The sequence below is a fragment of the Leptolyngbya sp. FACHB-711 genome (assembly GCF_014695615.1).
Taxonomy (GTDB): domain Bacteria; phylum Cyanobacteriota; class Cyanobacteriia; order Elainellales; family Elainellaceae; genus Leptolyngbya_A.
Genome location: NZ_JACJOR010000260.1, coordinates 20,925 through 39,661, shown reverse-complemented (window position 1 = coordinate 39,661; position 18,737 = coordinate 20,925). Strand labels below are relative to the sequence as shown.

Below are 18,737 nucleotides of genomic sequence, written 5' to 3'. Positions count from 1 at the left end.
GCACGGTTCTTCCCCGTTATGCGGGTGCCTCTACCTTTGCTCGATTGCCCGAACTGCGCGATGTGAACCACTGCGATGTCGCGATCGTCGGTATTCCTTTTGATGCGGGGACGAGTTTTCGTCCAGGGGCGCGATTTGGACCGCAGGCAATCCGTCAAGCGTCGCGAAATCTGCGGACGCAGTATCATCCTGCCTATAACGTGGAGCCGTTTATGGTGCAGCAGGTTGCCGATGCCGGAGATATTGCCTGTAATCCATATCATATTAATCAGGCAATCGAACAGATTGAAGCGGCTGCGACCGAACTTCTAGCACAGTGTGGGGCAATTGTGAGTTTAGGGGGAGATCATACGATCGCCTATCCGCTGCTGAAGGCAATTAATCAACGTTACGGACCCGTTGCACTCGTTCACTTCGATGCCCATCTCGATACCTGGGACACCTACTTTGGTGCGCCCTACACGCACGGAACCCCATTTCGCCGTGCGGCTGAAGCAGGCTTATTTTTAGACGATGCCTCAATCCATGTTGGCATTCGGGGTCCGCTCTATAGCCGCAATGATTTGAACAAAGATAGTGAACTGGGATTCAAAATTGTTCACTGTGATGAGTTTGAAACGATCGGCATCACTGGAGTTGTCGAGCGAATTCGGGAACGGGTCGGCGATCGTCCTTTGTATTTATCCATTGATATTGATGTGCTCGATCCGGCTCATGCACCGGGCACGGGCACGCCTGAAGTTGCAGGAATGACCAGTCGCGAATTATTGGGCGTGCTACGCGGACTGGCGGGTCTTTCGGTCATTGCTGCGGACGTTGTAGAGGTTGCACCTGCATACGACCATGCAGAGATTACCTCGCTTGCCGCTGCCACAGTGGCTTACGAACTGATAAACCTGCTGGCACTCAGTCCAAAACTCAGTCCAAAACTCAGTCCAAAACTCAATCCTCAATCAAGTCAGAATAATTCGCTCTCAAGTTCCAACCAGAGCAACGAGAACGTTTTATTGAACGAGTGAATGAAGTGCAGAGGTTATTTGAAGCCATTTAATTAAAGATAGGGTGGTGTATTAAAGAATGCAGCGATCGCGGGAGCGGGTATCATTCGCTTACTTGGTTTTGAAGTGAAACAAGCAGTTGAGCAAGGGCATCTCTTGACCCTTACAAATCAAGCTTTGCTCTAACAATAGTCCCCAGGAACTTCCAACTTTGGGCGATCGCCTAAATGGTTTTAATGCAGAAATATTCCGCATTAGTTGGTGTGTTGTAATTCGCTTCAACAATCTCAAAACCTGCTCGCGTTAGCATTGCCTCGATAATCCATCCATAAGTGCTGTGTTCTTCCCGTACGTGCATCTCAAAATCTTTGGCTGTCCACCCTTCTCCAGCGGGTTTAGCAACCTGTTTAATCCAATCATTGATTGATGCTTCGTAGTCTGCGGCTGGAAAGGAGAAGATGACATCTCGCAGATAAAACACGCCGTTCGGCTTTAACATCGCCGCAATTCTCAGGAAAGCTGCCATCTTCCAAAAATCGGGGAGAATGTGCAGTGCATTTTTAGTGACGACGAAATCGACGAATTGGTCTTGATGCTCATAGCTTAGAAAGCCTGCCTGATGAAACTTGAGCGTAGTTACGCCTGCTTTTTGTGCTTTGTTTTGAGCATTGGTGAGCATCGCCTGTGAGATATCGATCGCGTGGACAGAAGCTCCCGTCAGCGCAGCTTGAATGGCAAAATTTCCTGTGCCCGCACCTAAATCAATAACCGTATGTTCCGCAGCAATTCCTAATCGGGTTACTAAAGCCTGTTCCTTTTCGGGTGTGCTCGATGTTTGATTGCGATCGTACACTGCAACCTGTGCAGCATCCTCAAAGTCGATGCCAGCCATAGTGGATTCATCAAAATACCAGGCAGGAAAAGTGGGCATCGGTTTCACCGAGTCGTAAATCGTCCCATTTCCGGCAAGGGCGAGGGACTTTGAATTTCTTTTGGTTCAATGTGGGCTGATCTGGGGTTTCTCATTCAAGATCATCTAGCCCCGATCTCCTGACTCCCGGTGAGCAGCCCGATAATGGGGAAACTGCCCCTTTCCTCCCAACCGTTGATCTGCAAAAGCGGCTCCTTTGAATACCAAAGCATCAATGAGGACAGGGATTGAGGATAGATCTCGTGGTTTTATTGGTTATTTGTCCTCAATCCGATTCAAATCCTTTTGGTTTAAATCCGGCGTTGCCGAATGCAAATACACAAAGTCACTGATTGGAGCAGGGCGGGGAAGGGCGGAAGAATAAGGGCAGTTTTTGTGTTTACACCAGGTCACTTTAATCAATGAAGTTCAATCAGGGTCAATCCATTCAATTGAATCGATTCAATTGAATCGATTCAGATCAATCAATGTTGATCGAGGTGGGACCCGATGAGGAACCGCTAGTTGCCCCTGCCGTTGCCGTGAGCGGAGCTTTGCGAAAATCTGCATAAAGCCGATCGCGCCAGTCCCAAAAAGGCTTGAGCAGCGGATCGTTGATTAGCTCGATCGTTCCTTTGCCTTTAATGGCGGCAGGCAATTCCAGATACGACCCGATCGGAAACTTCACGTACATGGTCATGGCTGCAACTGCAAAATCTGCCAGCGTCGGCTGATCGCCTAGCAAATAAGGCTGATCGCGCAGCATCTCGCTCAGGGATTCCAAGCTGCGGTGCATTTCTTTACGGGCAGACTTGATTGCATCAGGGCTAGCTCCTGCCCCAAACCCTACCAGATCGATCGCCTCACGCGGCACAGACTGAACTAAATTTCTCAAAAATCCGGGGGTTCCAGACGGCAGAGCCGAGGTCAAAAAGGTCGAATCCTGACCGACTGCGCTAATCAGCAGTTTTCGAGCATTGATGCCCACCGAATCGTCTGCCCACTGTTCTAAAATCAAACACTGCGATCGCCGCTGCGGCTCGGTCGGAATCAGCGGGCGTTCGGGATATTTGCGATCGAGGTAAAACGCGATTTCTGTAGAGTCAGCAATCACCTCGTTGCCATCCTTGAGGACAGGAACCTGCCGCTGCCCCGACATCCGAAAAATGTCAAGCTGCCCAATTCCTGGGGTGATCTCGATCTTGCGATAGGCTAAGCCCTTGTAGTCCAGAATTAGCCGCACTTTTTCACAGTAATGGGATAGCTCAAACTGGTAAAGCTCCAGCATGGTCGTCTCCTTGTTGATTGACTGTCGCTTTTAACTTAGCAAGTTTCTTCAGGATTCAGGCGACCCGTTCTGCATAATTTTTGTGCCGCTGAGGAGGAATTCAAGCGAACTTGATAGGATGCAAAGCAACAATACAAGACGAAAATGCAGCGGAAAGGCAGCACAATTCTCGTCATAAAATAAACAATCAATTTTGCGTTTAACTGAGATTTTTGTACCCTTCCCGCCGCATACAGCAAGGCACCTCTGCATTTTTTGTGATTCATTTAGCCAGTCCGGGAACAATGAACTCTGTAAACGCCAGTTTACGAAACAGAAGACACCTTGTAGGGCGATCGGTTCAGGGACAACCTATTCTGGACGGTCGCTTTTCTCACCCTATTTTCGGTCAAATTCTCGTACGGTAATCAAGCGAGCTTTGTAGAAAAACATCGGGTTTGTGCGACAATCGGGATTATTTTATCCCTAAGCAATGAAAGCCTATCTGCAAGCGAGCGAAGTGATTGATCACCAGCATCCAGAGGTTCTGGCACTTGCCAGGAAAATTGCAGCCGTACCGATGAACGAATCGATCGCTCCAGAAGGAAAACTGCTCCGCATTGCAGAAGGCTGTTTTGAGTGGGTGCGAGACGAAATCCATCATAGCTATGACTATCAGCTTAATCCTGTGACCTGTCGCGCTTCAGAGGTGCTTCGGCATCGAACAGGATACTGCTATGCGAAAAGCCATCTCTTAGCCGCACTGCTACGGGCAAACGGCATTCCAGCAGGGTTTTGCTATCAGCGACTGAGTGTGAATGATCAGGGTGCTCCCTACAGCCTGCACGGCTTTAATGCGGTTTATCTGCCCGAATCCGGGTGGTATCGGGTTGATGCCAGAGGCAATCGATCGGGGATTAATGCCCAATTTACGCCACCCCAAGAAAGATTGGCATACAAAATTCGGCTTCCTGAAGAAGCAGATTTTCCGGCAATTCTGCCAGAGCCGCTCCCGATCGTGGTCAACGCTTTGCAGTCCCACAAAACCTGGAATGCACTGCTGAAACAGCTTCCCGACGTTCCCCTGCAAGATGCAAACCGCTATGGATTAAATGCTGAATTACAGCGTTTTTCACTCTTATAAGGTACGGGGGTTCAGGGGCTGCGCCCCATTTTTTGCACTTCAATCGCCTGAACAAGGCTGTAAGCGCTGAATTTATCAAGAATGAAATCCAGCTACAGCAATGACTCAAACTCCGATCGCAACGCCTCCAGATCTGCCAGCCGTCCGACGAGCAAATTTTCACTGCCTGCCTCGGCGAGTCGTTTTTTCCAGCGATTGACCTGCTCTGCGTTGTTCAGCCAGAACTGAACGACTGTGTCCACCACCCGATCGAGGTTCCAGTTTTGGCGCATTGGCAGAGATTCGACAGATTCTAAAAAAGCGTCTAGCGTACAGTGATAGGAGCCGAAATAAGCTGCGCGTTCTGTTAGATCAATTCTGTTCTCCTGGCTCTGAAGCTGATGATTAAAAAAGTATAAAACTGGAGATACACCAATAATCTCGAATGTGTATTCCATACGAGCCTCTGTTGCTTGAGATGATGTAAGTTGTTTTTATTGTTGAGTGATTCTAACAAAGCTAAATTTAGTTTTTCTAGTTCTTCAGATACATTTTTAAATGTCAATCTTCAATCTCAATCTTTCACTCTATTTTTTACAAAAATTCAACCGATGCAGTGTTTATCTTCTAAATCAAGTCTTCTAAATCAAGCCTTCTGAAGAAAGTCTTAAATTCAGCCCGGTTTAACCCATGCCTCACCACTTGACCCTGCTACGCATCCCGCATGACGCAGCCTGACCTCCGCGCCCTCGCACAACAGGGAAATCCTCAGGCGATCGCCCTCTGGTTAAACCAGACCCTTCAGCCACGCGGAGTCACTGCCAAAGTGCTGACCAGAGCAAGCCTGCTCAAGATTTTGCTCATTGCCGATCGCCCTCTGGAACAGCAGGCATTTGTCGAACTGGTCAAGCAGCAGATTCGCGAGCTAGATTTGCCCCATCTTCAGCAGATTAAAGTTTACTGTCAGCTTGCTGGAAACGATCGTCCGACCTGGATTGCTGAGTTTTCTCCTATTCCATCCGAGTCTCAGAGCAGGGCACTCGTTCCCGTTTCTGCCAGTGTTGAGGAACCCAGACTGCCCCCCAAAAATCTTTCCTTCACGGTTCTGTTTCCCTATCGGGAGGTGTTGCGCCCAGAGCGATATCAAAGTGCGATCGTACGGCTGTTGCTGTTTTTGGGGCTTGTGCCGTTGATGATCAATCTGCTAGCGAAACAGGTAAGCCTTGCCCAAACCGCTTGGCTCACGGCAATTTATTATGCGATCGTCTGGGGTCTAGTGTTCTACCACCTGATCAAGCCGAGCCGGGTTTCCTGGGGTTATGCGATCGGGTGTGTTCTATTCACGGTGTTTATTAGTATTCCCGGGCTGCTGCTAGTGCAGCGGATTCCGCCGTTTAGCTTGCTCTATGGGGTAACAGAACAGGGGCTGCCGGGTCGTTTGATCGGGTTTGTGCTGGGGGTGGGGATTTTAGAGGAAGCTTGCAAGGCAATTCCGTTGCTTTTGCCGCTGCTGCACGCTCGCAGGCTCCCTGAGCCGCCCACGATCGCTTTTTATGGGGCGATGTCTGGCTTGGGGTTTGCCGTTGCTGAAAGTGGAGCCTATGCCGTGCAGTATGCGATCGGCTTAACGCGGGGACAGATTGATCTGGGAATGTATCTGGCAACCCATTCGATTCGCTTTGGGTCGCTGCCGCTCTTTCATGCCGTGCTGACGGGCATCGTGGGCTATTTTATTGGGCTGTCAGCTCGTTATCCCAGTCGCCGAGCCGCCCTACTGTTACTGGGTTTGACGATCGCCGCCGTTTTGCACGGACTTTATAATGCGGTTTCCGGCGGACTGCCCGGTTTAGGAGTCGTAGGTTTTAGCATTCTGCTGTTTGTCGCCTACCTCGATCGCAGTTCCCAAATCATGCAGTATCTTGAACAAATTGAGCAGGCCCGATCGCAGCGCCACTCCTTGTAGAAACTAAATGTAGAGTAGAAACTAAATGTAGAACCCCTGAGACTCCTCTAACCTGATCTAACCCTGCTCTTGCGTACAAACCACCAGCAATTCTTCGATCGCCCCCACCTTCAAGATCGGCACATTTAACGCCTGAGAAAGTTCGCTCACGGTCAGGTCATCCAGAAAGCGCTCGTCATCGTGCTTCAGCATCACCGCAGGCAGCAGAATTCCGTCCCCGAGGTCGCGTCCGCGCAGCGCGGTTAAAATGTCCTGTCCGGTAATCAGCCCTGTCACGCTGATCTGCTGTCCCCAATACTGGCTATTCAAGGCAACCAGATCAATCGTCAGTCCTTCCACCTGATTCAATCGCTGGACGATCGGCTGGAAGGCAAACTCCACTGCATTTCCCACAATCCAAGTGTAGCGGCGTGGCGTAGGCACACGGGGCGGAAGCTTTCTGGCAGCGGTCTGAAACTGCTTTAGAAATTGCTGGATTGAACCCACGCCATTCCCTAACTGCGGGTAATCTTCGTAATGCGATTCTGGCGGCAGTTCCTCGCGTCCAATCAAAAACCACTCGTCGGCTAACCAGGCAAAGGTGGTTCCTATCTGCTGACGGAATTTTGCCTGTAAGGGCTGTACCTGAGCAATCACTTCTCGCGCTTTTTCCGGTGTGACGGGCACAAGTTCATCTTCGGCAGGACGAAAGCGAGTTAAGCCAACGGGGACGATCGCCGCCGATGCCACAGTGGGAATCTCGCCTTTGTGAAACTGCGCCAGATCGTGCAAAGTTCGCTCTAGATGCATGCCGTCGTTGATGCCCGGACAAACCACCACCTGAGCATGAATTTGCAGCCGATGCTGCTGAAACCAGCGAAGCTGATCGAGCAATTGTCCGGCACGCGGATTCTTGAGCAGTCGGGTTCGTACTTCTGGCTCCGTGGCATGAACCGAGACAAACAGGGGCGAAAGGCGCATCTGAGCAATCCGATCCCATTCTTTTGAAGTCAAATTAGTCAGCGTCAGATAGCTGCCGTACAGAAAGCTGAGGCGATAGTCGTCGTCTTTCAGATACAGGCTTTGCCGCTTGCCGGGAGGTTGCTGGTCAATAAAGCAAAAGGGACAGCGATTGTTACACTGAATTAGCCCATCAAACAGCGCTGACTCAAACTCCAGTCCCAGATCGTCGTCATAGTCCTTTTCGATCTCAACGATGTGAGCTTTGCCTTTGGCATCCAGTACTTCTAGCTCCAGCACCTCATCTGCGCAGAGAAACTGATAATCAATCAAATCGCGCGGCGGCTGTCCGTTAATTGCCACCAGTCGGTCGCCCGGCTCAAAACCAACCTCGGCGGCGATCGATTCCGGCAGAACGCGGGTAATCAAAGCAGGACGCAGCGTAGACTCACTCATGGATCTTATGAAATTACACCAGCAGCAAAAATAAGCAGCCGTCAGATTCGGTTCTAGATCGACTCAAAATCCCTCAATCAAACCTTTTCCGACCTCTATTTCATAGTAGCGTTCTGGTTAGAGCGAAAGAGGCTTCTGGGCAGCCCGAATTGAATCAGTTGCTGAGTGCAGCAGCTTCCATGCGACGCCGATGCCATGCTGAAAATTAAACTTTTTGCCGAGGCCATCAATCATCGTCAATCTCTGCGGTTGATTGCGATCGCCCCAACCTTGCACCAAAAAATTCTACCGATCGCAAATCTAGCCGCTGCTTAATTGAGTAGAGACAGGCATTACAAACCTAGTTAAAACGACGGTGAGAAACATCTACAAGCTCAAATGCTTTCTTGCTTGTTGAGTAAGGCAACATCCGAGCTAAAAAAATGCCGTGAGTCAATTACTAGCGTCACGCTTTGAGTGCTAATTGACCTGATTTTTGTCAAATTTAAGGAATTTGACAGATTAAAAACGGAAAAATGCCAGTCTGTCTCCGCTCTTTCACTGCCTGTAGCAAATTCACAGCAAAATAAGAGGCTTTGCTTCAATACTTTAAAGCCTCCCGGTTCGTCAAATTACCTTGTCGGGCTTATCTTGTCAGGCTTATTTTGTCAAACTTTTCGCGTTCATCCGTCAGGATGAAGATTAGCTAGAAAAGTGTCATGAGGTTTGACAGAAGCGACCCTCCTGCCAAATTTGCTTTGCCTCAGACACTTCTCAACTTTGCAAGATTTTGTTTTCCAGAATCAAACCTTCAAGGCTTTATTCCTCGAAATCCTCGCCTTCAAGTTGCTTTAAGCGAATGTGTTTCCGACCGAGAGAGATTTCAAATTCATCTCCTGGCTTCAAATCCATTTGCTTGGTATAGGCAGCCCCAATCAGCAGATTACCATTTGCCTGAACCGTAATTCGATAGCTGGCACTGCGTCCACCACGACCGTTGCTGCCCTGCTTGCCATCGAGTTCAATCTCTTTTGCTTCCAGAAGGGCATTGTAGAACTTCATCATGTTGACGCGCTCTACGCCATTTTTGGTAATGGTGTAATAGCCACACTCTTTCGCCTTTTCTTCTTTGCTGACGTGCTCTAGTTCTTTAACCTTCGTCAGAAGGGCTTCTCCGGTTAAAGGCTCTATCTTTTTCTTTTTACTCATTCGTTTGGGCTGGATCATTGATTAGGAACGGTGGCACCTCACAGTGAGATACTGCCATGAGAGACTCCTGTGAGATACTACGATGGAATACAATTTCGCTGATAATCTCGCTATAGATAATTCTGTCATCATTCATCTATCGCTTTGCATCAGCTTTTGAATCTATATTACCGTGGTCAGTCAACTTTTTTCCATGTGATTTGTATTAAAATGCAAGCTTTTTGATCGACTCAAATGATTTTGACTTTACTAATCCTGATCGATCGTTCTAGCATTACAGAGTCATATTACAAATCTGGATCACCCTGCTCAGGAACTAAAAGGTTTCAATATAGCGCAGGTCTGAAAAAGCGGATTACTTTTTTTCTCATGAACTCAGCATCATGCTGCTTGTCCGCCCTCAATAATTTCGGTTTTAAATAGGCAGGGTCAGCGTTCACCCTAGTTCATCGATTCGCTCCAATAGACAACTCCTTGGGGCTGTCCCTTCCAATTGATAATCAAGCGAAAAAACGATTCATTCAGCCTGATCGATAATAGAGTGGCCGCAATCCGATCGCTGCCTTTTCGTAATTGAATTTTATTAAGGATGGCTTATTTAAGGATTGAATGAAGCTCACCACTCGCGGACACTACAGCGTCAAAGCCCTGCTCGACTTAAGCTTTCAGCCCCGATATCAGCCCACTTCTGTTCGGGCAATTGCTCAACGCCAGGACATTCCCGCTCCCTATCTCGAGAAACTGTTAATTGAGCTGCGGCGTGCCGGACTCGTGGAATCGGTGCGCGGGTCTCAGGGGGGCTACAAACTGGCACGTCTTCCCGCCCAAATTTCCCTCGGTCATATCCTGGAAGCCGTCGGTGAAACGATCGAACCCCTGCCGCGCCTCACACCCGAAGCCAATCAGGTAGAAGATTGGGTGACATTTACCCTCTGGCAGCGACTTCACACCAAATTAAAAGAAGCTCTCTATAGCATTACCCTCGAAGACCTGTACTACGATGCCCGCAGTCGGCAGGCAGCTCAGGGCGAATCCGCTAGCTTTGTGGTTTAATTCCGATTTAAACTTGACACTCCCCACTTCAATTCGCGAGAATGGTCTCTTGGCGTTTAATCGCTCGGACCAGGTTTAACGGCAAAATGCCCGGACTGCTTGGCGATCGCTCTGCAAAAAATGCTGAGTAAAAAATGCTGAGTAAAGCGTGTTGATAAGGGAGGGCTGATACCCTGACCGATCGCGCTCCTGGCTACCTGTACGGCAATCTTTGAGGAATATCATGACATACGCAATTATTGAAACGGGCGGCAAGCAGTTTCGGGTCGAACCCGGTCGCTTCTACGATGTTGAGCGGCTCGCCGTTGATACAGATGGGGCAGTGACGATCGATCGCGTTCTCTTTGTCGAAAACGATGGGGAGATTTCGATCGGGCAGCCAATGGTTACAGGGGCAACGGTAGAGGCAACGGTGCTGCGTCATTTTCGCGGACGGAAGGTGCTGATCTACAAAATGAAGCCTAAGAAAAAGACTCGCAAAAAGCGGGGACACCGTCAGGAAATTACGCGCCTGATGATCAATTCGATCTCGCTAAATGGTGCGATCGTGGCGGGAAGGGCAGCGGCTCAAGCAGCATCTGAGGCTGAAGCAGCACCCGAAGCGGTAGCCGCCGAATAATTCGGGCTAAACTCGATCGCAGGCAGTTCGCATTCATTCTGAATCAGGATTTATCCTGGTCAAAGTTCTACCCTAGTCAACATTCGAGGAAACGATGGCTCACAAAAAAGGGACGGGCAGTACCCGTAACGGTCGAGATTCTAATGCTCAACGGCTGGGCGTGAAGCGCTTTGGTGGTCAGGTTGTGCGTGCTGGCAATATCCTGGTACGGCAACGGGGCACGAAGTTTCACCCCGGCGTCAACGTTGGGCGCGGCAACGACGACACGCTGTTTGCCCTGGTCGATGGCGTGGTCACTTTTGAACGCAAAGGCAAGAGCCGCCAAAAGATTAGCGTTTATCCGGCTCCTGCAACGGCTCCGGTTGAAGCGGCAATGGTTTAATCCCAGGCTGTACTGGCTTAATTCTGAGAATTAAATTTCAGTTTGAAATTCAGTTTCACAGCTTGAATACTCACCGCTTGAATACATTTGACATTGGAGGGTAGGCTCATGGGTCTGCCCTTTTTTGTTTCATGAACCTTTATGACAAGAACCTTTATTCAATTTATAAATTGAACAGCCTTCCCCTCATCGCCCAACCCCTTTTCCCGGAGCGTCTACCCCTGTGCCTTGTCCTGAACCTGCGTTGATTGCAGGAAAGTGTCTAGATCCGAGAAGAGCCCGGCATAGGTTTGGGTTGGCAGATCATAACCTTTAAGATGTACCGTTTTGGGGATAAAGACTTCGGGTTTCACTCCTGCCTCAACGAGATAGCGATAGGTCGTTTCTCCTAAGGCAATATCCATCCCAATTTGCTTTGTAGAAGACTCTAGCCGAAAGGCAGCATTTACCGTGTCACCCAGGGCGGTATAGTCGGGTCGATCGCCTGTGCCCGTATTGCCGACCATTGCGTATCCGGTATTCAGCCCTGCACCAATGCGAATCGGAGCAGGAAGCGGATAGGTTTCGTGAAGCTGACTCGTCATTTTGTGTAGAGTACTGAGGGCATGGGCAACCCGCATCATTTCACCCGGACTGATGCCCTGCGCGCCGTGAATCCAAACTGCCATTACCGCATCGCCGATATATTTATCGACCCAGCTTCCATAATCGCGAATAATATCACCTGCACAGCGAAACCAGGTTCCAATTACTTCCGACAGTACTTTTTCGTCAATCTGGCGCGTCATGCCTGAAAAGTTGCGAATGTCTACAACCAGCACGGAAATCAGGCGACGGACATGCAGCGTAGCGGTAGCAGTAAATTCTTGAGAGTCATTGCCCAGAGTTGGGGCACTGGAATCAGAATTGGGAGCAAAAAACTCTAGCTCGGTTTGCCCAAACGTGAGCCGATCACCATTTTGCAGCGTCACAGGAACACTGACTCTCCGCCCATTGACAAAAGAACCATTGCGACTGCCCAGATCGATCAGATAAAAATCGCCAGTTTCCATTTGCTGAAGCAGCGCGTGGTTTCGGGAGATCCAGCGATCGGGCAAGACAAAGTTATTGTCGTCGCCTCGCCCGACTCTCCAGCAGTTGCTCCCAACAAGTGAAAAGTAGCGGTTTCCCGACTCTGTATGCAGGATTAGATGGGGAACAGACTGTCCATTCACAGCAGTTTCACAGACCGTATTGTTGCCGTGTGACGCATTCTGACGCATTTGCTCGGCTACAGGACTCTCAGCCTTTGAATTATAGAGAGCCTTGCGTCAAATATAATCCGCGTTGATCAGGATTTTTCCCCTTTAATCTAACCTACCTATCATTTAGGACTATATTTTTTCTGCGATCGGTTTGATGAGTTGCAAGACAAAGCAATCACAATCGGTTTATACCGAACTTATTGCAAAACCTGAATTATTTTGCTACACGAGCATCACAGTACGGAGATTGCAGCCAGCCAGAATAGCCCATCTACCAGAATCGTACTCAAAACTGCACCGCCTAAAGTCCACCAGTGAAGCTGTTGTGACCGCAGCGGTAAACCTCCGACCAGCAGCAGCACAGATCCCAACCCGATCGCCCAACTTATTCCCCACGGCGTTTGCATTTGAGTGATCGCGCTCTGGAAAATGGGCTCCATTAGATGAGGCTCAACCTGCACAAGCTGCCGCCACTGCGGAATCAGGTTGACTGCATAAAAATAGGCATCGGTCATGGCAGTGCCAAACAGCGACCCTAGATAAAACCAGTTACCAATGCGGTCTTGCCCGCGCCGTAAACCTGCGATCGCAAAAGGCAGCCCGACGGATTCGACTGGCAAATGCAGCAACGGCTCCCATCGCAGCCAACCCCAGTAGATCGAACCTGCTAGCCATGTCCAGGTAAAGCCCATGAGCAGATCCCCCCATTCCGCTGACCGGGGACGCGATCGCAGCCATGCACTGAGCCAGAACCAGCCGCCCGTCATTACCAAACTCAACCAGGGAGCCGATCGCACCAAGGGAGCCTGAAAAAACACCGGGATCGACACCAGGAAGGCAGAAGCCAGCAGGAATCGCCAGGTTAAGGGCAGCCGCTCAATGAGCGGAATTGAAATTGGGAGTTCTTCCAGTCCGGCAGACTCAAGCGGACTCGACAGGGAATACAGCTTTCTTGAAGACAAGGGGGACAACGGCTTTTCTAATCTTTTAGTTCAACTTTTTTAACATATCACAAATTTATCCCCCTGGGGGGCATCCGCGTGAAGATAATTTTGCGATTGCCCTTCGGATTTTTAGGCTGACCTAAAATTTTGCTGAAGACGATCGCGCAAGGCAGCATAAGTACCAGGAAGCCTGTAAGCTGAACGAGAACAGAACTGTTCTTGTACCGCTTTTGATTGCTGCTTTTGCTTGTCTATAGCTGTCCGGAGCTGTCCGGTACGTCAGAACTGATACGAGAGAACTGTTGTGGAACTAATTCAAGAACTTTTTCAAGCCGTGGTTTTGGGTCTTGTGCAGGGAATTACCGAATTCCTACCCATCAGCAGCACTGCCCATTTATTAATTGTGACGCAGTTATTTGGTTGGACTGCCCTCGGACAAAAGTATTTTGTCGATGCAATTCAGTTTGGCAGCGTGATCGCGGTCACTTTCTACTTCTGGAAAGATATTCAGAAAATCCTGTCGGGCGCATGGCAGGCATTTCAGCAGAAAGACTGGGGGCGGGAAGAATGGAAGTTGCTGGTGGGTATTGCGATCGGGACAATTCCCGCGCTGGCAGTCGGCTATGCGGTTAAAGATATTGTGCCGGAAAGCGCGGTTGTGATCGCAATTACGTCGATCGTGATGGCGTTGCTGCTGGGTTTTGCTGAGAAAGTGGGTAGCCGGAAGCGCGGCTTTGACGACCTGCAAACGCGAGATGGCATTCTGGTGGGCTTAGGGCAGATGATCGCGCTGATTCCAGGGGCTTCGCGATCGGGGTCAACGCTCACAACCGCTCTTTTTTTGGGATTAGAACGCCAGACGGCAGCACGGTTTTCTTTTCTGCTGGGTATTCCGACGCTGGCGATCGCGACTCTGTTTCAGGCAAGAAAAGCGTTTGGCAGTCTGGACAGTTTGCTGGCGTTGCTTGTCGGCATTGTCTCGACGTTTATCTTTTCCTACCTGGCGATCGCCTGGTTACTGCGGTATTTGCAGAATAAGAATACCTGGGTGTTTGTCTGGTATCGTCTGGCGTTTGGTGCAGTTTTGCTGCTCTCGGTTGCTGCTGACGTGTTGCAGCGTTAGGTTGTGGGGGTAATCGTGCCGCAGCCGATTCTACCGCCTGCATTGCCCGTCGGCTGTCCAAAATCGTCGGCTTTTTCGTGCAGGATTACGGCTCGTCCGGCGATTGGGTAGTCTCCGTTGCTGAGGGTGAGTCCGGGCAGCGTGGCGCGGTAGGTTGCCCGACCCTGACTGATTTCAACGTTGCCCAGATCCCCAGCATGGGCATTGGCAAAGCCATCCCGAACCAGTAATCCATGCTTAACGTTGTCGGGATTGTAATGTCCCCCGGCAGCATTTCCTTCGTCTGCACAGCTCCCAGACTCATGGACGTGAAAGCCGTGTATGCCGTCAGGAGCCTGAGTCAGGTTTGCTTCAATTTCCAGTCCGGCATCGGTTTCCTTAAAGTTCACAACGCCCGCAACGGTTGCGGGATCGCTTGTACCCTGAAGAATTGCCTGCGCTGTGCCTGCGTTCGGGGTCGGCTGCTGGTTGCAAGCCAGCGTCATCATTAGCAGCAGAACGGTTCCCAGTCTGGTTATCCATCTCCAAATTAAATTTGCCATCGGTTCTTCAATCCTATTTTTAGATTGGTGAACCTATTGTCGATGAGCTGTCGCAGGTTTTCAACCGGGATACCAGATCGACTCTACCTGTCGGGCAACTTGCAAGGCACGATCGCGATTGCCTTCATCGAGCAAAACCGTGACGTGACCTAATTTTCGACCAGGGCGCGATTGCGATTTGCCGTACCAATAAAGGTGCGATCGGGGAATTTGAGCGATCTGCTGCCGTTTTTCCAAGTAATCTGACGCTGCCGTTTCGTAGCCCAGCAAATTCACCATTACCGCTCCATTCACGGTCAGAGCAGGACTTCCAAGGGGCAAACCGCCAACTGTGCGAAGCTGCTGCTCAAACTGCGAGGTGATGCAGGCATCCAGCGAATAGTGCCCTGAATTGTGGGTGCGGGGAGCCGTTTCATTCACCAGCACTTTACCGTCCTGCGTTAGAAAAAACTCAATGCCCATTATGCCCACGTAGTTCAGTGCCTTCAACAGCGATCGGGCGATCGATTCCACCTGCTCCACAACGGATAAATCAAACTCGGGTGTGACAATCACGCGCTGACAGACCTGATTTTCCTGCTGGGTTTCCACCACGGGATAGACAACAATTTCCCCAGTTTGCGATCGAGCCACCATGACTGCCAACTCGCGATCGAAGGGCACAAATTCCTCCAGCACCCAGTGAGACAGCGGATTGGCAACCGAAATTTTTTGCAGGACAGCTTCTAGGACAGCTCGATCGCGGCAGATAAACGTGCCCTGTCCGTCATAGCCCAGTCGTCGGGACTTGAGAACTACGGGGTAGGCATCGGGCAATTGGGCAGGATCAAAGGCGGCAAAGGCGGGCGTGGGAAGACCCCGATCGCGCAAAAAGCATCGCTGCTCATATTTGTCCAGGAGGGGGGCAAGGGAGTCGAGGCTGGGAAAGAACCGCACCTGACTGAGAGAACGCAGTGCCTCTAAATCAACAAATTCGTTTTCAAAGGTGATCACGTCGCTAAACTCTGCCAGTTTTGCAGTTGCAGCAGCATCAGCGATCGGGGCAAAAACGGTGTGAGCGGCGATCGACACGGCAGGATCAGACGGACTGGGAGTTTGAATTGCCAGCGCGAGATTAAGTCGTTGAGCGGCATCTGCCATCATCCATGCCAATTGTCCGCCGCCGATAATGCCGATCCGCTGATTTATGGGCTGATTCACAGATTTTTCCTACTAGCGACAGCCTAAAGATTCGCGGGTCATCACTCCCGTTTTTGGATTAATGCCGCTTGCGGACTCACACAGAGCTTTAACTTGCGCCCTGTCCAGAATGGCATTGGTAAAGTCTGCTCCAGTAATGTCTACGTCCTCCAAGATCGATCGCAGCAAAATCGATTCGACTAATACGGCTTCCCGTAAAGATGCCCCTTTGAAATTCACCTGATCTGCCATTGCATTGGTCAGGTCTGCCCCCCGCAGGTTTGCCTTTGTCATGGTCGAAGCACTAAAGACCGCGCCTCGCACGTCTGCGTCTTCAAAATTGGTCTGCTCCAGGTTGGCATTCGAGAATTCTGACCCCTGAAGCTCTTGCCCGGAAAAGTCGCGCCCTTTGAGCTGAGCATTGCTAAATGACTGCGGTGCTGTCCAGTCTGCCCGGGCAGGAGAACACCAGAGCATGAGCGTCATTACAAACGTCAGCAGAGCAGAAATTAATCGCTTCGCCGTTCCCCGCAGGGGTAATTGCCACATAAAGTTTCGGGAATCAATTTTTCTATCTTGACAGATAGCGCGATCGAATTTTAGCCGATCGGTTAAAGGGAAATTTTCTTTTGCGCTGGTTCTGTCCTGGCAATATTCTAGCGACGCTGTGCCTGCTGTAAAAGCTGAGCCGCACTGTTTGCCCATTGGCGATTACCCTGCATCGAGAATAAATCGGTGGCGTACTGCAATACCCGCCGTGCGTCGGCATAATTACCCTGCCGCAGAAAAACTAACCCCGCTCCGTAGTAGGCATTGGGATAGTTGGGGTTTGCCTCTGCTGATCGCCGGAAGGCGTTGAGCGCGTCATTCAATTTGCCCTGCTGATACAGAATTGATCCCAGGCTGTACTGCGCTTCAGGATAGCGGGGATTGAGCGCGATCGCCTGCTGAAACGCTTTTAGCGCGTCGGGGGTGCGTCCCTGCTGGAGGTAAATTAATCCCAAATAGTAAGATGGCTCTGGCGCATTGGGGCTGAGTCGAACTGCCTGCTGAAAATAGGGCATTGCTGCCTGACTGTTGCCCTGCTGCCGCAGCACCAAGCCCAGATTGTAGTGCGCCAAGCCCAGATTCGGGTCAAGCTGAAGCGATCGCTGCAAATACTGCTGCGCCAGGGGAAAATTGTTGCCTTCTAGCAGAGCCGCGCCTAAATTAGCATAGGCAAGCGACAGTGCTGGATCTACCTGGATCGCCTGGTAAAAAGCGTTTGCTGCATCCTGAAGCAGTCCTTTTTGCCGATAAGCAAGCCCCAAATTGTAATAAGACGCGGCAAAGCGAGGATCAAGGGTGACAGACTGCCGGAACGCTGCGATCGCCTGATCGACCTGTCCCTGCTGGATATATTGCAACCCCAGATTAAGCTGCCCTTCGGGGGTCATGGCTGCGCCGGACTGATTATCAATGCTGAGCGTCGGCAGGGATTGCGTCAGCCCCATCGCAGGGAAAAAACTCAGGAGAATTGCACCCAGCACCGCTGCCCCTGAACTGGTAGGACGTCTGCGCGGCGATCGAATGCGCTTGCTTTGGGGGGTTGCTGAAGCGGAAAGGAAGAGAGGAGCTTGCCAACGCCGATTCATAGAGAATTTGCCTGCACTTTAAGATTGACCAGAATAATTCAAATGATTCAAATGATTCAACAGAACAATTGATCAGAAATTAATTCAGAAATTGATTAGAAACGGGAAGAGACGGTGAAGGAAAGAAAGGTTCAGGATTGCTGAGAGCAGTCGCGATTGGCGATCGATCCATCGGGCAGGGTGGTGCGGCAAAGTTTGACCGTATCAAGGCTGACGCCCTGCAAATTGACACCGCTGAGATCGGCACGCCGCAAATTAACGCCATTCAAGTTCACCCCGCTCAGATTCGCTCCGTTCAGGTTGACCCTGGCAAGATTTGCTCCTTCTAAATTTGCCCCCGATAAGTCGGCGTTACTGAGATCGGCTTCTGCCAGATACGCTTCGCCCAAGTCGGCATTGCTAAGATTGGCATTCGTTAGATTGGCACTGCCCAGGTTGGCATCGCGCAAATTCACCTTGATTAGTCCTGCCCGCGTTAAATCAGCTCTGGGAAGGTTCGCCCGCACCAGATTCGCAGCCTTGAGGTTGGCATTTCGCAAATCGGCACTGCCCAGATCGGCACGGCGCAGATCGGCTTCTTGCAGCTCGGCTCGATTGAGATTGACTTCGCTCAGGGTCGTGTCCTGCAAGTTGGCTTCTTTGAGATTCGCCCGCACCAAATTGGCACCCCGCAGGTTAGCATCCCGCAGATTGGCTTTGCTGAGGTTGCTGTCGCCCAGGTAAGCCAGGCTCAGGTTTGCCCCGGTTAGATTGGCTTCCTTGAGCAGCACACTGTTGAGGATGGCTTCGCTCAGCACTGCCCCGCTTAAATTGGCTTTAGTCAAATCTGCCTCACTCAAAATCGATCGCGTCAGCGTCCCGTTTTGCAGGTTTGATCGCCTCAGGTCGGCATCCCGCAGCGTCGCATCTTCGAGATTGACCGTTTGCAGGTCTGCCTGTTCCAAATCGGCTCCGTCCAGATCGCACTTGGGGCACGATCGATCCTTCAGCAGCGCTCGAATTCGGTAATCCCGTGCGGCTTCGCGAGAGACTGCCATTCCAATCAAACTGGCAAGCAGCAGAAAGAAAATGCCCAGAATCGAAAAGGCTCTGATATCTCGTTTGTCGATCGTGCGGGCTGCCATGAGGATTTAACCGTGAGTGGGTAGCGATTTGTACCGAACGTTGATCAGC

General features: G+C 50.6%; 21 protein-coding genes. 8 read left to right on the top strand and 13 right to left on the bottom strand.

The window, feature by feature from the left end:
* The coding region (gene speB / locus H6F80_RS10140) for an agmatinase (RefSeq protein ID WP_199296485.1) at window positions 1-1,019 on the top strand (1,019 nt) is incomplete at its 5' end.
* Between the two features lie 202 nt (window positions 1,020-1,221).
* Here speB and H6F80_RS10135 read toward each other — a convergent pair.
* Both H6F80_RS10135 and H6F80_RS10130 read right to left on the bottom strand, forming a co-directional pair.
* Window positions 1,222-1,929 (bottom strand): class I SAM-dependent methyltransferase, encoded by a 708-nt coding sequence (locus H6F80_RS10135; RefSeq protein WP_190791439.1) that lies wholly within the window; start codon window positions 1,927-1,929, stop codon window positions 1,222-1,224.
* A gap of 460 nt (window positions 1,930-2,389) precedes the next feature.
* On the bottom strand, window positions 2,390-3,196 hold the full coding sequence (locus tag H6F80_RS10130; RefSeq protein WP_190791438.1) for a glutathione S-transferase family protein: 807 nt from the start codon (window positions 3,194-3,196) through the stop codon (window positions 2,390-2,392).
* Between the two features lie 472 nt (window positions 3,197-3,668).
* Here H6F80_RS10130 and H6F80_RS10125 point away from each other — a divergent pair, with 472 nt between their 5' ends.
* On the top strand, window positions 3,669-4,319 hold the full coding sequence (locus tag H6F80_RS10125) for a transglutaminase-like domain-containing protein (protein WP_190791437.1): 651 nt from the start codon (window positions 3,669-3,671) through the stop codon (window positions 4,317-4,319).
* 92 nt (window positions 4,320-4,411) lie between these two features.
* Here H6F80_RS10125 and H6F80_RS10120 read toward each other — a convergent pair whose 3' ends face one another.
* The gene (locus tag H6F80_RS10120) at window positions 4,412-4,756 is read right to left on the bottom strand and encodes a hypothetical protein (protein ID WP_190791436.1); all 345 of its coding nucleotides are present in this window, start codon (window positions 4,754-4,756) and stop codon (window positions 4,412-4,414) included.
* Between the two features lie 266 nt (window positions 4,757-5,022).
* On the opposite strand from H6F80_RS10120, the gene H6F80_RS10115 reads away from it, so the two are divergent.
* Window positions 5,023-6,261 carry a PrsW family intramembrane metalloprotease gene (locus H6F80_RS10115; RefSeq protein ID WP_190791435.1) on the top strand — a complete coding sequence of 413 codons (1,239 nt, stop codon included), beginning with the start codon at window positions 5,023-5,025 and terminating at the stop codon, window positions 6,259-6,261.
* A gap of 57 nt (window positions 6,262-6,318) precedes the next feature.
* On the opposite strand, the gene H6F80_RS10110 is transcribed toward H6F80_RS10115, so the two are convergent.
* Window positions 6,319-7,656: a TIGR03279 family radical SAM protein gene (locus tag H6F80_RS10110; protein ID WP_190791434.1), complete on the bottom strand. Its 1,338-nt coding sequence runs from the start codon at window positions 7,654-7,656 to the stop codon at window positions 6,319-6,321.
* Window positions 7,657-7,821: 165 nt separating this feature from the next.
* Between H6F80_RS10110 and H6F80_RS29410 the strand changes: the two genes are divergently transcribed.
* Window positions 7,822-7,971: a hypothetical protein gene (locus tag H6F80_RS29410; RefSeq protein ID WP_206755058.1), complete on the top strand. Its 150-nt coding sequence runs from the start codon at window positions 7,822-7,824 to the stop codon at window positions 7,969-7,971.
* A 483-nt stretch (window positions 7,972-8,454) separates the two neighbouring features.
* Here the strand turns inward: H6F80_RS29410 and H6F80_RS10105 are convergent, their stop codons facing one another.
* Window positions 8,455-8,844, bottom strand: coding sequence for an AbrB/MazE/SpoVT family DNA-binding domain-containing protein (locus H6F80_RS10105; protein WP_190791433.1), 390 nt, complete (start codon window positions 8,842-8,844; stop codon window positions 8,455-8,457).
* Window positions 8,845-9,453: 609 nt separating this feature from the next.
* Between H6F80_RS10105 and H6F80_RS10100 the strand changes: the two genes are divergently transcribed.
* Entirely contained in the window at window positions 9,454-9,897 is a 444-nt protein-coding gene (locus H6F80_RS10100) for an Rrf2 family transcriptional regulator (RefSeq protein ID WP_190791432.1), read from the top strand.
* Between the two features lie 75 nt (window positions 9,898-9,972).
* Here H6F80_RS10100 and H6F80_RS10095 read toward each other — a convergent pair whose 3' ends face one another.
* Entirely contained in the window at window positions 9,973-10,122 is a 150-nt protein-coding gene (locus H6F80_RS10095; RefSeq protein ID WP_190791431.1) for a hypothetical protein, read from the bottom strand.
* Between H6F80_RS10095 and rplU the strand changes: the two genes are divergently transcribed.
* Complete coding sequence (gene rplU / locus H6F80_RS10090) at window positions 10,121-10,516, top strand: 50S ribosomal protein L21 (RefSeq protein WP_190791430.1); 396 nt, start codon at window positions 10,121-10,123, stop codon at window positions 10,514-10,516. The genes H6F80_RS10095 and rplU overlap by 2 nt on opposite strands.
* 94 nt (window positions 10,517-10,610) lie before the next feature.
* Window positions 10,611-10,898 carry a 50S ribosomal protein L27 gene (gene rpmA, locus H6F80_RS10085; RefSeq protein WP_190791429.1) on the top strand — a complete coding sequence of 96 codons (288 nt, stop codon included), beginning with the start codon at window positions 10,611-10,613 and terminating at the stop codon, window positions 10,896-10,898.
* A gap of 215 nt (window positions 10,899-11,113) precedes the next feature.
* On the opposite strand, the gene H6F80_RS10080 is transcribed toward rpmA, so the two are convergent.
* Window positions 11,114-12,160 carry an adenylate/guanylate cyclase domain-containing protein gene (locus H6F80_RS10080; RefSeq protein WP_190791428.1) on the bottom strand — a complete coding sequence of 349 codons (1,047 nt, stop codon included), beginning with the start codon at window positions 12,158-12,160 and terminating at the stop codon, window positions 11,114-11,116.
* Between the two features lie 215 nt (window positions 12,161-12,375).
* On the bottom strand, window positions 12,376-13,104 hold the full coding sequence (locus H6F80_RS10075) for a DUF3120 domain-containing protein (protein ID WP_199296484.1): 729 nt from the start codon (window positions 13,102-13,104) through the stop codon (window positions 12,376-12,378).
* A 286-nt stretch (window positions 13,105-13,390) separates the two neighbouring features.
* Here H6F80_RS10075 and H6F80_RS10070 point away from each other — a divergent pair, with 286 nt between their 5' ends.
* The gene (locus tag H6F80_RS10070) at window positions 13,391-14,209 is read left to right on the top strand and encodes an undecaprenyl-diphosphate phosphatase (protein ID WP_190791427.1); all 819 of its coding nucleotides are present in this window, start codon (window positions 13,391-13,393) and stop codon (window positions 14,207-14,209) included.
* On the opposite strand, the gene H6F80_RS10065 is transcribed toward H6F80_RS10070, so the two are convergent.
* The 5 genes from H6F80_RS10065 to H6F80_RS10045 all read right to left on the bottom strand — a co-directional run bounded on the left by H6F80_RS10065 (window position 14,206) and on the right by H6F80_RS10045 (window position 18,688).
* Window positions 14,206-14,751 (bottom strand): superoxide dismutase family protein, encoded by a 546-nt coding sequence (locus tag H6F80_RS10065; RefSeq protein ID WP_190791426.1) that lies wholly within the window; start codon window positions 14,749-14,751, stop codon window positions 14,206-14,208. The genes H6F80_RS10070 and H6F80_RS10065 overlap by 4 nt on opposite strands.
* A gap of 60 nt (window positions 14,752-14,811) precedes the next feature.
* Complete coding sequence (locus tag H6F80_RS10060; protein WP_347277857.1) at window positions 14,812-15,951, bottom strand: 5-(carboxyamino)imidazole ribonucleotide synthase; 1,140 nt, start codon at window positions 15,949-15,951, stop codon at window positions 14,812-14,814.
* A gap of 12 nt (window positions 15,952-15,963) precedes the next feature.
* On the bottom strand, window positions 15,964-16,479 hold the full coding sequence (locus tag H6F80_RS10055; protein ID WP_190791425.1) for a pentapeptide repeat-containing protein: 516 nt from the start codon (window positions 16,477-16,479) through the stop codon (window positions 15,964-15,966).
* A 107-nt stretch (window positions 16,480-16,586) separates the two neighbouring features.
* On the bottom strand, window positions 16,587-17,564 hold the full coding sequence (locus tag H6F80_RS10050) for a tetratricopeptide repeat protein (protein ID WP_199296483.1): 978 nt from the start codon (window positions 17,562-17,564) through the stop codon (window positions 16,587-16,589).
* 131 nt (window positions 17,565-17,695) lie between these two features.
* Entirely contained in the window at window positions 17,696-18,688 is a 993-nt protein-coding gene (locus H6F80_RS10045; protein ID WP_190791424.1) for a pentapeptide repeat-containing protein, read from the bottom strand.
* Window positions 18,689-18,737 lie beyond the last annotated feature (49 nt).

Bases quoted from the DNA above. Each gene is read 5' to 3' on its own strand.
- H6F80_RS10135 (WP_190791439.1), bottom strand. From the start codon at position 1,929: ATGCCCACTTTTCCTGCCTGGTATTTTGATGAATCCACTATGGCTGGC.
- H6F80_RS10130 (WP_190791438.1), bottom strand. From the start codon at position 3,196: ATGCTGGAGCTTTACCAGTTTGAGCTATCCCATTACTGTGAAAAAGTG.
- H6F80_RS10125 (WP_190791437.1), top strand. From the start codon at position 3,669: ATGAAAGCCTATCTGCAAGCGAGCGAAGTGATTGATCACCAGCATCCA.
- H6F80_RS10120 (WP_190791436.1), bottom strand. From the start codon at position 4,756: ATGGAATACACATTCGAGATTATTGGTGTATCTCCAGTTTTATACTTT.
- H6F80_RS10115 (WP_190791435.1), top strand. From the start codon at position 5,023: ATGACGCAGCCTGACCTCCGCGCCCTCGCACAACAGGGAAATCCTCAG.
- H6F80_RS10110 (WP_190791434.1), bottom strand. From the start codon at position 7,656: ATGAGTGAGTCTACGCTGCGTCCTGCTTTGATTACCCGCGTTCTGCCG.
- H6F80_RS10105 (WP_190791433.1), bottom strand. From the start codon at position 8,844: ATGAGTAAAAAGAAAAAGATAGAGCCTTTAACCGGAGAAGCCCTTCTG.
- H6F80_RS10100 (WP_190791432.1), top strand. From the start codon at position 9,454: ATGAAGCTCACCACTCGCGGACACTACAGCGTCAAAGCCCTGCTCGAC.
- rplU (WP_190791430.1), top strand. From the start codon at position 10,121: ATGACATACGCAATTATTGAAACGGGCGGCAAGCAGTTTCGGGTCGAA.
- H6F80_RS10095 (WP_190791431.1), bottom strand. From the start codon at position 10,122: ATGATATTCCTCAAAGATTGCCGTACAGGTAGCCAGGAGCGCGATCGG.
- rpmA (WP_190791429.1), top strand. From the start codon at position 10,611: ATGGCTCACAAAAAAGGGACGGGCAGTACCCGTAACGGTCGAGATTCT.
- H6F80_RS10080 (WP_190791428.1), bottom strand. From the start codon at position 12,160: ATGCGTCAGAATGCGTCACACGGCAACAATACGGTCTGTGAAACTGCT.
- H6F80_RS10065 (WP_190791426.1), bottom strand. From the start codon at position 14,751: ATGGCAAATTTAATTTGGAGATGGATAACCAGACTGGGAACCGTTCTG.
- H6F80_RS10055 (WP_190791425.1), bottom strand. From the start codon at position 16,479: ATGTGGCAATTACCCCTGCGGGGAACGGCGAAGCGATTAATTTCTGCT.
- H6F80_RS10050 (WP_199296483.1), bottom strand. From the start codon at position 17,564: ATGAATCGGCGTTGGCAAGCTCCTCTCTTCCTTTCCGCTTCAGCAACC.
- H6F80_RS10045 (WP_190791424.1), bottom strand. From the start codon at position 18,688: ATGGCAGCCCGCACGATCGACAAACGAGATATCAGAGCCTTTTCGATT.